This window comes from Pseudomonas sp. ES4 (assembly GCF_050586665.1).
GTDB classification, from domain to species: domain Bacteria; phylum Pseudomonadota; class Gammaproteobacteria; order Pseudomonadales; family Pseudomonadaceae; genus Aquipseudomonas; species Aquipseudomonas frederiksbergensis.
On the sequence record NZ_JBOBDO010000025.1, the window covers coordinates 20,195 to 34,074 of the forward strand.

The following is a 13,880-nucleotide window of genomic DNA, read 5'->3' on the forward strand; positions in this document are numbered from 1 at the left end:
TTGAACCGGGGTTTTTTTATGGTTTTTCACCACGGAAATGAGCGGATCAGCTCAGCAACACCATAGCGAAGGCCTGCCCTTCGACCCTTTCCGGACTCGCCGGCCGGTTACTCGAATCGACCACAACACCGGATGCATTCTCGTGCAGCGGCTTTTGACGAAAACGCCTCATGAACATATCCGCCCGCCCTGATACCGGGCCGGTACCTTGTCCCGCGCGCCTCAGGATGGGGGTGTAATAACGGTCGACCTGCCTGATGGATGTCTTGAATACGGTGGTGACACCACTGCTCAAATTCAGCGAAACCGCGTAGTTGTTGCCCAGGCAAGAAGAATACGACCAGTAATCCCAGGCCGGCTGCAAGCCTTGCTGCCTCATCACGCTTCTGACCTGACCGCCGATGTCGGTTCCTGTCAGCCAGTCCCCGCCCACCAAGGTGCTGCGAATATCCTTCGCCGTCCCGCCGAGACGCTGCATCACATCCTTGAGACTGCGCTCGATCAACGCGCGAATATTGTGATCGAAATGAATGACAGCACCGATTTTCGTGGTCGGGTTGTACAGCGATGCGATCACGCACGTCTGTGCATTTAGCGAAAACAGATAGTTATCCATCGCCCCTGCCGCGAAGCGCGCCACAACGGCTTCCCCCTGCATCGCCCCCCTGTTGACTACCGGTTCGACGCGCCCGGGAAAAGCATTTCGCAGATTGTCCACGCTGCCGAGGTTGCGGACTCTACCGTTGCCTCCCCTCAGACCGACCTTGTCATGTACCCACTTGCCAGCCGCCGTCAGACGTACGGGTGGATTGTAGATCGCTGCAGGACGACTGGCGTCGACCAGGCACAAGCCATCAAAGTGAGGGCTTTTCTTAACCTGGTAGTACCTGCCCTTACTGCGTATGTAGTAAGCGGGTTGCGGTTGTGTTGCGCTGGCCGGTCTGCGCCATGTGCCGTAAAAAATGCCTTCGTCGGTGACCTTCTCCAGACTCTCTGGCGCCCTGCTGACCGCCTGCTTTGGTTTGAGGCGCAGCGTCCGACTCACAGGCAACGTTTCCCTGACAGCCAGCGGCGCCGTACTTTTGAGGCGCTGAGTCAGCAATGAGACTGGCCGAGTCGCGTGTTTCAGGTTCGTGAGCGCTCGCCCGAGCAACTTGCCGGCACTGCGGGCGCCGACCACGGCGAACAGCGCGCCCCAGGACGCGACCAGCCAATGACCGAGTGCGCCCTGCGTGTCGCCTTCCCGATGTGCCTTGATTGCCTGTTCGGTGCTGATGGCGATAAACGCGATGTCCATCAGCAAGGCAAAAGGAGAAAAAACCATGCAAAAAGGCACAGCCCCCAACATCAGCCCCTTGAACACCTGGTTTTTGATCATCTCGGCACGACTGGTTGTGATGTCTTCCACATCAGTGACGGAACGTTCGATGTAAGCATTGAACTCGGCCCTGGCGTCGCCCACACGCTGATGTTCGTACAGCGTATCAACAGTCATGTTGTTCGCCGCCAGCGCCTGCAGGGATCGCTGGACTGTTTGCCGCGCGGAGTTCGCCACCCGCGCCATCACGTAGTCATGCAATTGTGCTGCGGTCTCACCGCGCAACCCCTGATACTCGCGGAATGTAACGCCGTCGGGGGCGTCCGGCGTGTACAACCAATAGGAACCGTCGGGATCGAAAAGGGCAAACACGTACACGCCCAACACGACATGACCACGGATGGTGAACTTGATCACGCCATCGCTCGTTACTACGCTCGACACAGATCCATCAACGGTGGCCACCGGGGCGCTCAACCGCGTGACTTGCCGAATGAGTGATGAGAACACCTTGTCGCTCAGTTGAGCCTTGCTTCTGGCCACACGCAGGTCACGGTCCATTTTCGACAGCAGCACGTTTAGATAGGCATATCGGCGCTCATAGTATTTAGAGTCACGCGAGTCAAGAAACCGGCCACGAATCTCGCTGGCGTACTTCTCACCCAGATAGGCTGTGCGGATGTACAACGCCAGATCGGCACTGCGAACCAGGCTCAAGTCCTGACCGACCGACGAGCGCACACCTCTTTTTGGATGGTCTATTCCCCAGTTGTCATCGTATCCGCGGATGGCAAGGTCCAGCAGGCTGGCCACCTGTGAACTGCCATCGAAGAGTCCCGGGTTGTAATCGACAAGCACCGTTGCCGGGTCCACCGGTTCCAGCACCCCCTTGCTGCGCAGATAAGGTGTGACTCCCTGGGCGACAGTGCGTTTGGCAAAATCAATGAAGACCTCATATTCTGCCAGCAGATCGTTGAAGACCTGCTGATGCACCACAAACTCCTGGTTGAGGCTGCTGATACTGCGCCGGGCATCAAGCGAGAGCGTCGAATACCAGCGAGGCGAATGGTCCTGTTCGACCTGCGCCAGATTATTAGCCAGGCCCGTCAATACGGCATCCCCAACGCAATCGACAAACGCCGCTGCCGGCCTCCTGAGATCGCGACTGATATCCCAAAGGCCCGGCTTGGCCGAGACGCCGACAAAGTACTCGCGTGCTCTGCGACGGTCGTCCGGTGAGAGTTGCTGCAACAGATACTCGCGACCGGCCTCGTCCCGGGTCCACCCCCCAACCTCCCAGCTCAGGGCTTTGGGCGTAGCCAACCGGATCCACTCCTGACCGTCCGGTTTGTTGGGGGCATACAGCAGAAAATCACTAACTTCACCTCCTGCGCCTTCGCGGTAGAACAGCAAAAGGTCGGCACACTTCATGGCGTTTGGCAGGGTCAGGCCGGCTACATGCAGACTTGTCGACGGTTGTGCGGAAGCATTGCTGTGCCATAGTTTTTCGAGCTGGTCATGCTCGGCCAAGGTCATATGACCCGCGCAGCGTGCAATAAATGCGCTTTGCCTGAGTCGCACCGTGAACCAGTCGACCATGGCGCTTTTCAAGTCTTCACGACCGTATTGTTCCACCAGCGCCTGAAGGTATTGCGCCGGGTAATCCTGACCCGACAACATTTCGCTGATGAACGCCGGCTCAAGGGACTGGTTGCGCAATGAAATATCTTCGCTCACCTTGAGCACCGACGCGCAATCCTCTCTTATCGGTCCTGCCGCCAACAGTTCGCTCAGGCTGCGGGTCTGGATCGGCTGACCTACAGCCGACCGCCACATTAACTGCACCTGAATGCTGTCCGGCTCAACTTCCATATCCAGTTTGAGCCGGATGTAGTCTATGGCTTGCTGCCGTGCATAAGCCTGCAACGAGCCGTAACCATCGAGCAATTCATCCACCAATCCCTGGGCCTGTGTCGCCTGTTCCTGATAGTCGCCCAACTGATCCCGGTCAGGTTCGCTCAGCACCTGCAGCCAATGAGGCAACTGTGAGAATGAGATCGCCTCAAGATTCTTGCGCTCCCGGGATGTTGCCAGCGCGGTCAGACGATACCTTCGGACGTTGGTCTCCTGAAGCTTTTCAAGCCTGTCTCGCAACTGATCGGCCTTCAGGCCAGTCAGTCGGTCGGATCGGAAGGTTTTATCAATTGCGATGATGCAGCGCTTGAGCTTTCGCGCCAGCAGGCGGTCAAAGCCGGTGCCCTGCCCCGTGGTTTCCCAGTGTTCGCGCAGGTATTGCTTGTATTGATCGACAAAATACGAAGCCACCGCTGCCACAGTCTTGATCACCACCTCACGGCGATCCGCCGGCAGCGCCAGGTCCGCCCCGCCTGGCCAGCGGTACGGCGCATCCAGCATTGGCAGGAAAACCAATGGTTTGCGGTCGATGATCTGTTGCAGCACCGCATTGACCAGGGAGGTCATGAAGTTTGCATCGATGTTGCCTTGCGGGTAGTGGCTACGCAGTTCAACCAACGCGAACCGTTCCATTGCTTCCAGCAAGGTCAGCTGACTGCGCAAGCGCCTGTCGATCAGTGCCTGCCATTGCGTCAACCTCAATAGAACCGCTTGTACCGTGCCCGCCGGAGGAACAACTGGCAGCGCCTCATCGTTTACGATCTCTTGTTGATCCGTCATGTAATCCATCACTATCGTTCCTGCAAAATGAGCTTTCACTCTATTCGCCGACAAACACGTGCAAGCCTTACATATGTATATCCAGGCATGGAATCTGTAACAGGAAACTGGCTTGTCCACTTTGCTGGCGACCTGGCGTAAACTGCGCCCCTTTGCAGCCTTGGGCTGCCCCACGGATTTTTTTCAAAGGTGCCCGCCATGCCTTGGCTGCAAGTACGTCTGGCCATCAGCCCGGAACAAGCCGAAACCTACGAAGATGCTTTCCTTGAAGTCGGCGCCGTATCGGTGACCTTCATGGACGCTGAAGATCAGCCGATCTTCGAACCGGAACTCAATACCACCCCGCTGTGGTCACACACGCACCTGCTGGCCCTGTTCGAAGGTGGCACCGAAGCCGCCACCGTACTGGCCCACCTTGAGTTGCTGACCGGCAGCCCGCTGCCCGAGCATCACAGCGAAGTCATCGAAGACCAGGACTGGGAACGCAGCTGGATGGACGGTTTCCAGCCGATGCGCTTTGGCCAGCGCCTGTGGATCGTTCCAAGCTGGCACGCCGCGCCAGAGCCTGACGCGGTAAATCTGCTGCTGGATCCGGGCCTCGCGTTCGGCACCGGCACCCACCCGACCACCGCGCTGTGCCTGGAATGGCTCGACGGCCAGGACCTGAAAGACTGCAATGTTCTGGACTTCGGCTGCGGCTCCGGGATTCTGGCGATTGCCGCCCTGCTGCTGGGCGCCAAGGAAGCCGTCGGTACCGATATCGACGTGCAAGCCCTGGAAGCCTCCCGCGATAATGCCGGGCGCAACAACATTGCCGAAACACTCTTCCCGCTGTATCTGCCGCAAGATTTGCCGCAGGTTCAGGCCGATGTGCTGGTGGCCAACATTCTTGCCGGCCCGCTGGTTTCCCTGGCGCCGCAGCTGTCCAGCCTGGTCAAGCCCGGCGGTCGCCTGGCGCTGTCGGGGATCCTTGCCGAGCAAGGTGAAGAAGTCGCCAGGGCTTACGCCGAGGACTTCGACCTGGACCCGATCGCCAATCGCGATGGCTGGGTGCGCATCACTGGCCGTCGGCGCTAGAATGAACGCCTGCATATACCGGATTGCCGCATGACCGACAGCTTCGTCACCCAGTGCCCGCATTGTCAAACCAGCTTCCGCGTCAGCCATGCTCAGTTGAGCGTGGCCCGTGGAGTGGTTCGTTGCGGCTCGTGCTTGCAGGTGTTCAACGCCGCCAAGCAGCTGCTTGAACAACGGACCGACAAGGACGCGATCACGCCGGCCGCCCCGGCCATCGTCGAACCGCCGGAGCCGCGGGCCATCAGCCAAAAGCAATGGTCGGCAGCCGAACTGGATCTGGACAGCCTGGACCTGGACGAAGAGCTAGCCCGCCTCGAACAACGGGAAATCCAGCCGACCACCGAATTCGGCCGACAGCGCGAAGACAACCTGAGTGCCAGCCGGGACACCGTCGAGCACGAAGAAAAACCGTGGCCCGACAGCCTGTTCAGCGAATCGGCCGCCGATCGCGCGCAGACCACTGAAACCGACTTGCCAGAGCTGGAACTCGATCCGGGCAAATACTCGCGCACCGAACCTTCGCTGTCCCTGGAACCGGTAGAGCTGGACGATGAACATGTGCCGCCACAGCTGCGCCTGCACGATCCACTCGATGCGCCACTGCATCACGAACGCCTGTCGGCGACCGACCACATCAACGATGACCTGCCATCGATCGAGCCTGCGCGCAAAAAACGTGGGCCGGCGGCCCGCGCCGAAGCCCTGCAAGACCTGACCGATGACCCACTGCAACTGGACTGGCAAAAGCGCCGCTCGCCCTGGGGTCGACGCTTTTTCTGGCTGCTGCTGATTCTGCTCGGCGTCGCCGGCCTCGCCGGTCAATACGTCGCCTACCACTTTGACGAGCTGGCACGCCAGGACCAGTACCGTCCGTGGTTCCAGCAACTGTGCCCGCACATCGGCTGCACCGTGCCTTCCAAAGTCGACATCGCCAAAATCAAAAGCAGCAACCTGGTGGTCCGCAGCCACCCGGACTTCAAGGGCGCACTGGTAGTTGACGCGATCATCTACAATCGCGCGCCCTTCTCCCAGCCTTTCCCGCTGCTGGAGCTGCGTTTTGCCGACCTCAACGGCCACCTGATCGCCAGCCGGCGCTTCAAGCCCGGCGAGTACCTCAATGGTGATCTCGAAGGGATGGCGGAAATGCCCCCGCAAACGCCGATCCACATCGCGCTGGATATCCTCGATCCAGGCTCAAAAGCGGTGAATTACAGCCTGAGCTTCCATTCGCCCGAGTGAAACGGTTCAGTGTTACGGCATTGACGGCCAATTTGCGACTCTGACCGCTCATATCAAACCGCTGGCGATAACAGAGTAACTGTTCAGAATTTGTTCAATTCAGCCTTTATCCAGTCATCGAGAGCGGGTATCATGCCAACCCTTTTTCGAACTCTCATGATCCGACCCCACAACAGGGAAGTCCTATGTCGGCGGTACGCATCGGTCCTTACACATTGCACAACGGCTTGATTCTCGCCCCGATGGCGGGGGTCACAGACCAACCCTTTCGTCAGCTGTGCAAGCGACTGGGCGCAGGACTTGTAGTCTCGGAAATGGTCACCAGCGACATGAGCTTGTGGAACACCCGCAAATCGCGGATGCGCATGATCCACGAAGGTGATCCCGAGCCCCGCTCGGTACAGATCGCCGGTGGTGATGCACAGATGCTGGCGGATGCGGCCAGGGCCAACGTAGAGCTTGGCGCACAGATTATTGATATCAACATGGGCTGTCCGGCGAAAAAGGTCTGCAACAAGGCCGCCGGGTCCGCGCTGTTGAAGGATGAGGCACTGGTGACCGAGATCCTGCAGGCCGTAGTGGCCGCGGTTGATGTGCCGGTCACCCTGAAGATCCGCACCGGCTGGGACCGGGACAACAAGAACGGCCTGACCGTGGCGAAGATCGCCGAGCAGGCAGGCATTACGGCGTTGGCGGTTCATGGCCGAACCCGTGCCGACCTGTACACCGGCGAAGCCGAGTACGACACCATCGCCGCGATCAAGCAGGCCGTGTCGATTCCGGTGTTTGCCAATGGCGATATCGATTCACCCGAGAAGGCCCGGTACGTGCTCGATGCGACCGGTGCCGATGGCCTGCTGGTAGGCCGGGCTGCCCAGGGGCGGCCGTGGATTTTTCGTGAGATCGATCATTTTCTGCGTACCGGCGAGAAACTCCCGGCACTGGAACTGATCGAGGTGGAACGCATTCTGCTTGAGCATCTGGCCGCGCTGCACGTCTTCTATGGAGACGTCATGGGCGTACGCATTGCTCGAAAGCATGTGGGCTGGTATCTCGCAACCTTGCCGGGCGCCAGGGAGTTTCGCGCCCACTTCAATCGTTTGGAAGATACGGAAGCACAATGCGCCAACGTTCAGGGCTTCTTCGCCGAACGTTACAAGAGCCTGACAGGGGACGGAGACGAGGTGGCCGCATGACGATGATGACCGAGACTTTAGTGAGTGGAACAACACCCGTGAGCGACAACGTGAATTTGAAACAGCACCTCAATACCCCGAGCGAAGAAGGTCAGACCCTTCGCGGGAGTGTCGAGAAGGCGCTGCACAATTATTTCGCCCACCTTGAGGGCGCTGCCGTCACGGATGTGTACAACCTGGTGCTTTCCGAAGTCGAGGCTCCCCTGCTCGAGTGCGTGATGAACTACGTCAAGGGCAACCAGACCAAGGCCAGTGAGCTGCTCGGACTGAACCGAGGCACGCTGCGCAAGAAACTCAAGCAGTACGATTTGCTGTAAGCATTCAATCAAACCAGAAAGGCGCCCGCGTAAAAACGGTCGCCTTTTTTGCTGACTTCCCTTGCTTTTGATGGAAATTGAAATGACCGACCAGACTACCCGCCTGCCGATCCGCCGCGCCTTGATCAGCGTTTCCGACAAGACCGGGATCCTCGAATTCGCCAAAGAGCTTGAAGCCCTGGGCGTCGAGATCCTCTCCACCGGCGGAACGTTCAAGCTGCTGCGCGACAACGGGGTTGCCGCAGTGGAAGTCGCGGATTACACCGGTTTCGCAGAAATGATGGACGGTCGGGTGAAAACCCTGCACCCGAAAATCCACGGTGGGATCCTCGGTCGTCGCGGGATCGACGACGCCATCATGAACGAGCACGGCATCAAGCCGATCGATCTGGTAGCGGTCAACCTGTACCCGTTCGAAGCCACCATCAACAAACCAGGCTGCGACCTGCCGACCGCCATCGAAAACATCGATATCGGCGGCCCGACCATGGTCCGTTCGGCTGCCAAAAACCACAAAGACGTGGCCATCGTGGTGAATGCCAGCGACTACGCCAACGTTCTTGAAAGCCTCAAGGCCGGCGGCCTGACCTACGCTCAGCGTTTCGACCTGATGCTCAAGGCCTTCGAACACACTGCCGCCTATGACGGCATGATCGCCAACTACATGGGCACCGTGAACCAGGCTGCTGAAACGCTCTCGACCTCCGGTCGCAGCGAGTTCCCACGCACCTTCAACAGCCAGTTCGTCAAGGCTCAGGAAATGCGCTACGGCGAGAACCCGCACCAGAGCGCGGCGTTCTATGTGGAAGCCAAACCAGCCGAAGTCGGTATCGCCACCGCCACCCAACTGCAAGGCAAAGAGCTGTCGTACAACAACGTGGCCGACACCGATGCCGCGCTGGAATGCGTGAAGAGCTTCGTCAAACCGGCCTGCGTGATCGTCAAGCACGCCAACCCGTGCGGCGTGGCCGTGAGCCCGGATGCCGAGGGCGGTATCCGCCAGGCTTACGAACTGGCCTACGCCACCGACACCGAATCGGCGTTCGGCGGCATCATCGCGTTCAACCGCGAACTGGATGCTGAAACCGCCAAGGCCATCGTCGAGCGTCAGTTCGTCGAAGTGATCATTGCCCCGTCCGTCAGTGAAGAAGCTCGCGCTATCGTGGCGGCCAAAGCCAACGTGCGCCTGCTGGCTTGCGGCGAGTGGTCGGCTGATCGCGCGGCTGCCTGGGACTACAAACGCGTCAACGGTGGCCTGCTGGTACAGAGCCGCGACATCGGCATGATCGGGGCCGACGACCTGAAAGTCGTGACCAAACGCGCCCCGACCGAGCAAGAGATCCATGACCTGATCTTCGCCTGGAAAGTCGCCAAATACGTTAAGTCCAACGCCATCGTCTACGCCAAGAACCGCCAGACCATCGGTGTCGGCGCTGGCCAGATGAGCCGCGTGAACTCCGCGCGCATTGCTGCGATCAAGGCTGAACACGCTGGTTTGCAGGTGGCAGGTTCGGTGATGGCCTCCGACGCGTTCTTCCCATTCCGCGACGGCCTGGACAACGCGGCCAAGGTCGGTATCACAGCGGTGATCCAGCCGGGCGGCTCGATGCGTGATGCGGAAGTGATTGCCGCTGCCGATGAAGCCGGCATTGCCATGGTCTTCACCGGCATGCGCCACTTCCGTCACTAACTACACGATCAACTGTGGGAGCTGGCCTGCCAGCGATAGCATCCCCTCGGTTTAGCTGATAAACCGAGTTGTCTGCATCGCCGGCAGGCCAGCTCCCATAGAAAAGCGCCTCCGCGGCGCTCAACAGAATTAGCGTCATCCGAGGTTTTTGAAATGAATGTTTTGATCATTGGCAGCGGTGGCCGTGAACACGCCCTGGCCTGGAAAGTGGCTCAGGATCCGCGCGTGCAGAAGGTTTTTGTTGCCCCGGGCAACGCCGGCACCGCCATTGAAGCCAAGTGCGAGAACGTCGCGATCGACGTGCTGGCCCTTGAGCAGCTTGCAGACTTCGCCGAGAAAAACGTTTCCCTGACCATCGTCGGTCCGGAAGTGCCGCTGGTCGCGGGTGTCGTCGATCTGTTCCGCGCCCGCGGCCTGGATTGCTTCGGTCCAACCGCTGGCGCTGCCCAGCTGGAAGGTTCGAAAGCCTTCACCAAGGATTTCCTGGCGCGCCACAAGATTCCGACCGCCGACTACCAGAACTTCACCGAGATCGAGCCTGCCCTGGCTTATCTGCGTGAAAAAGGCGCACCGATCGTGATCAAGGCCGACGGCCTGGCCGCCGGTAAAGGCGTGATCGTTGCCATGACGCTGACCGAAGCCGAAGACGCCGTACGCGACATGCTCGCGGGCAACGCATTCGGCGATGCCGGTTCGCGCGTGGTGATCGAAGAGTTCCTGGACGGCGAAGAAGCCAGCTTCATTGTCATGGTCGACGGCAAGAACGTATTGCCGATGGCCACCAGCCAGGACCACAAACGCGTCGGCGACGGTGACACAGGTCCGAACACTGGCGGCATGGGTGCTTACTCCCCTGCCCCGGTCGTGACCGCTGACGTGCATCAGCGCGTCATGGACCTGGTGATCTGGCCAACCGTGCGCGGCATGGCCGAGGAAGGCAATGTTTACACGGGCTTCCTCTACGCCGGCCTGATGATCGACAAGGCTGGTAACCCAAAAGTCATCGAATTCAACTGCCGTTTCGGCGACCCTGAGACCCAACCGGTGATGCTGCGTTTGCAGTCGAGCCTGGTGTTGCTGGTCGAAGCGGCGCTGGCACAAGCCCTGGACAAGGTCGAAGCACAATGGGATCCACGTCCGAGCGTTGGTATTGTATTGGCCGCTGGCGGTTACCCGGGTGACTACGCCAAAGGTGTTGCCATCAACGGCCTGGACGCAGCCGCGACACTGGAAGGCAAAGTCTTCCATGCCGGTACTGCGCTCAAGGACGGTCAAGTAGTGACCGCCGGTGGTCGGGTGCTGTGCGCAACCGCCATGGGCACCAGCGTCGATGCAGCCCAGCAGCAGGCTTACAAACTGGCGGCTAAAATCGACTGGGAAGGCTGCTTCTACCGTAAGGACATTGGCTATCGCGCCATTGCCCGCGAGCGTGGCGAGAGTCAGGAATAAGCCATCCATCCGGCCAGGCGAGGGCTTGCTGCCCTTGCCTGACTATTCCGGCGCCGCGCATAGTTATACTTTGGCATTAACCTACGAAGGGATTTCGCCGTGCGCTGGCTCAGGATCGCCATAGGATTCACCGTCACTCTGTTGACCTTGCTCTGCATGCTCCCGGCCCAGGCCGCGCAAGGCAGTGGCTGGGCGGTATTGCTCGACGAACAGGGGGACCTGCAGCTCAGCGACATCCGTTCCGCTCGCTACACCAATCAATTCAGCCCCATTGAACTCGACCGCCTCACCGCCGCCGAGCCTGATGGTGCGTTATGGCTGCGCTTCAGGCTCGCTCCCGGCAAGCATGAGCAATTGCTGCGGGTATTCGCGCCCGACCTGTCGCACCTCAATCTGTATGTGCTGGACGGCGACACGCTGATTGAGCAACAGAACACCGGCACCCGCCAGCCCCAGGCTGAACGGCCACTGCCCAGCAGCGACTTCATGTTGCCGCTGCCACAAAACGAAAAACCTCTCGATGTTTACCTGCGACTGGTCTCCGACCATCAGTTGAGGCCTCACATCACCCTGCAGTCGGCGGTCATGACCGCGGCCAACCAGAATCAGACGCTGATCTTCGGAATGTTGTTCGGTTGTATCGCGATGCTGATCCTGCACAGCCTCGTCCGCTATGCCTATACCCGCTCACGCAGCAGTCTCTGGCTGGCCGGGTGCGAAGCCTTGTTGATGCTCAGCCTGTTGCTGTTGCTGAACCTGGCAGGACCCTGGCTGCCAAACTGGCACGCGGTACAGACCCCCGGCGCCTACCTCGCCCTGCTGCTGACGGCGCCGTGCGGCCTGATGTTCGCCTATTGCTTCTTCACCCCACTCGGCCCGCACCCGCTGAACAAGCTGCTGCTGGGGGACATTCTGTTTATCGTGGTCTGCGGCTTGCTTCTGCTGTTCGTCAACACGCTGCCGCTGAACATCATGACCTACGCCCTGGTCGCCCTGGCAGGCCTGAGCATGTTGTTCGTCAGCGCCTATCACTGGCAAAAAGGCTATCGCCCGGCGCGCCTGTTCGTCGCGGCAATGGTGGTGTTCAACATTGGCACTCTGATCATGTTGCCGGCACTGCTGGGATTGACCCTGGTCGCACCGCAGGGCTTGATCATGACGCTGCTGGGGTTGATCTGCATCAGCGGCATATTGATGAGCATTGCCTTGAGCGAACGTCAGCGCAGCATCACCGAAGCCCGTTTCAGCATCAGCCGCGACCTGGCCGCCAGCAACGCCGAGATCAACGCCAAGGCCGAATTCCTGGCAAAAATCAGCCACGAAATCCGCACCCCGATGAATGGCGTGCTGGGCATGACCGAGCTGCTGTTGGGCACGCCACTCTCGGTCAAGCAGCGCGACTATGTACAGACCATCCACAGTGCCGGCAACGAACTGCTGACACTGATCAACGAAATTCTCGACATCTCCAAGCTCGAATCCGGGCAGATCGAACTGGACGATGTGCAATTCGACCTCAACGCGCTGATCGAAGATTGCCTGAGCATCTTTCGCGCCAAGGCCGAACAGCAGAACGTCGAGCTGATCAGTTTTATCCAGCCGCAAGTGCCACGCGTCATCAGCGGTGATCCGACGCGCCTGCGCCAGACCCTGCTGAGCCTGCTGGAAAACGCCCTGAAGAAAACCGACGAAGGCGAAATCCTGATCGTTGTCGCGCTCGATGAGCGCAGCGCCAAACCGCGCTTGCGCATTGCCGTGCAGGACAGCGGTGAGCCGATGGACGCCGAAGAGCGCGATGCATTGATGCACGCCGAACTGCACAGCAAGCACTTCCTCTCGGCCAACCGCTTGGGAGGCAACCTGGGGCTGGTGATCGCCCGTCAGCTGATTCGCTTGATGCACGGTGAGTTCGGGATCAAGAGCGGCGCCAATCAGGGCAGCACCTTGTGGCTGACCCTGCCGCTGGACCCCGACCGCCTCGAACACCCGACGTCTGACCTTGATGGCCCGTTGCAGGGTGCACGGGTATTGGTGGTAGACGATAACGACACGTGTCGCAAAGTGCTGATGCAACAGTGCACCGCCTGGGGCCTTAATGTCAGCTCCGTAGCGTCCGGCAAGGAAGCGCTGGCGCTGCTGCGCACCAAGGCTCACTTGCGTGATTACTTCGACGTGGTCCTGCTGGACCAGAACATGCCCGGCATGACCGGCATGCAACTGGCGGCCAAGATCAAGGAAGATCCGAGCCTGAACCACGACATCCTGCTGATCATGCTCACCGGCATCAGCAATGCGCCGAGCAAGATCATCGCGCGCAACTCGGGGATCAAACGCATCCTCGCCAAACCGGTGGCCGGTTACACCCTCAAGACGACATTGGCCGACGAGCTGAACCAGCGAAACAAGGGCCTCTCCATCTCGCAGCACCTGCCCACCGGCCCGACCTTGCCGGTCAAGGTGCCAAGCGATTTCCGCATCCTGGTGGCCGAAGACAACAGCATCTCGACCAAAGTGATTCGCGGCATGCTGGGCAAGCTCAACCTGCAACCGGACACCGCCAGCAATGGTGAGGAAGCGCTGATGGCGATGAAGGCCCAGCGCTATGACCTGGTGCTGATGGACTGTGAAATGCCGATCCTCGACGGCTTCTCCGCCACCCAGCAACTGCGTGCCTGGGAAGTCGGCAATCAGCGGATTCGCACGCCGGTGGTGGCTTTGACTGCGCACATTCTTGCCGAACACAAAGAGCGCGCGCGCCAGGCCGGCATGGACGGGCACATGGCCAAACCGGTGGAACTGTCGCAGTTGCGTGAATTGATCGAGCATTGGGTTGCCCAGCGTGATCAGCAAATCCGGGCAGCGACTCAAACGTCCTGAGCCGACAGACCCCGCAGCGCCTG

Annotated in this window: 8 protein-coding genes; 7 read left to right on the plus strand and 1 reads right to left on the minus strand. The window is 59.8% G+C overall.

Annotated features, from left to right (window positions below; genetic code table 11):
• Positions 1–46: 46 nt before the first annotated feature.
• Positions 47–4,021 carry a dermonecrotic toxin domain-containing protein gene (locus tag ACQ4OB_RS23035; RefSeq protein WP_430956505.1) on the minus strand — a complete coding sequence of 1,325 codons (3,975 nt, stop codon included), beginning with the start codon at positions 4,019–4,021 and terminating at the stop codon, positions 47–49.
• A 189-nt stretch (positions 4,022–4,210) separates the two neighbouring features.
• On the opposite strand from ACQ4OB_RS23035, the gene prmA reads away from it, so the two are divergent.
• From prmA to ACQ4OB_RS23070, 7 genes are all read left to right on the plus strand, one after another.
• Entirely contained in the window at positions 4,211–5,089 is an 879-nt protein-coding gene (gene prmA / locus ACQ4OB_RS23040; protein ID WP_074873429.1) for a 50S ribosomal protein L11 methyltransferase, read from the plus strand.
• Between the two features lie 30 nt (positions 5,090–5,119).
• Entirely contained in the window at positions 5,120–6,328 is a 1,209-nt protein-coding gene (locus tag ACQ4OB_RS23045; protein ID WP_074873427.1) for a DUF3426 domain-containing protein, read from the plus strand.
• A gap of 185 nt (positions 6,329–6,513) precedes the next feature.
• Entirely contained in the window at positions 6,514–7,524 is a 1,011-nt protein-coding gene (dusB, locus tag ACQ4OB_RS23050; protein ID WP_008153758.1) for a tRNA dihydrouridine synthase DusB, read from the plus strand.
• Positions 7,521–7,841 carry a DNA-binding transcriptional regulator Fis gene (gene fis, locus ACQ4OB_RS23055; protein WP_007907419.1) on the plus strand — a complete coding sequence of 107 codons (321 nt, stop codon included), beginning with the start codon at positions 7,521–7,523 and terminating at the stop codon, positions 7,839–7,841. Before dusB ends, fis begins: the two co-directional genes overlap by 4 nt.
• A gap of 82 nt (positions 7,842–7,923) precedes the next feature.
• Positions 7,924–9,531, plus strand: a complete 1,608-nt coding sequence (gene purH, locus ACQ4OB_RS23060) for a bifunctional phosphoribosylaminoimidazolecarboxamide formyltransferase/IMP cyclohydrolase (protein ID WP_076028796.1) — start codon at positions 7,924–7,926, stop codon at positions 9,529–9,531.
• A gap of 153 nt (positions 9,532–9,684) precedes the next feature.
• Positions 9,685–10,980, plus strand: coding sequence for a phosphoribosylamine--glycine ligase (purD, locus tag ACQ4OB_RS23065; protein WP_076028797.1), 1,296 nt, complete (start codon positions 9,685–9,687; stop codon positions 10,978–10,980).
• Between the two features lie 99 nt (positions 10,981–11,079).
• Entirely contained in the window at positions 11,080–13,857 is a 2,778-nt protein-coding gene (locus ACQ4OB_RS23070; protein WP_102615691.1) for a hybrid sensor histidine kinase/response regulator, read from the plus strand.
• Positions 13,858–13,880: the final 23 nt, after the last annotated feature.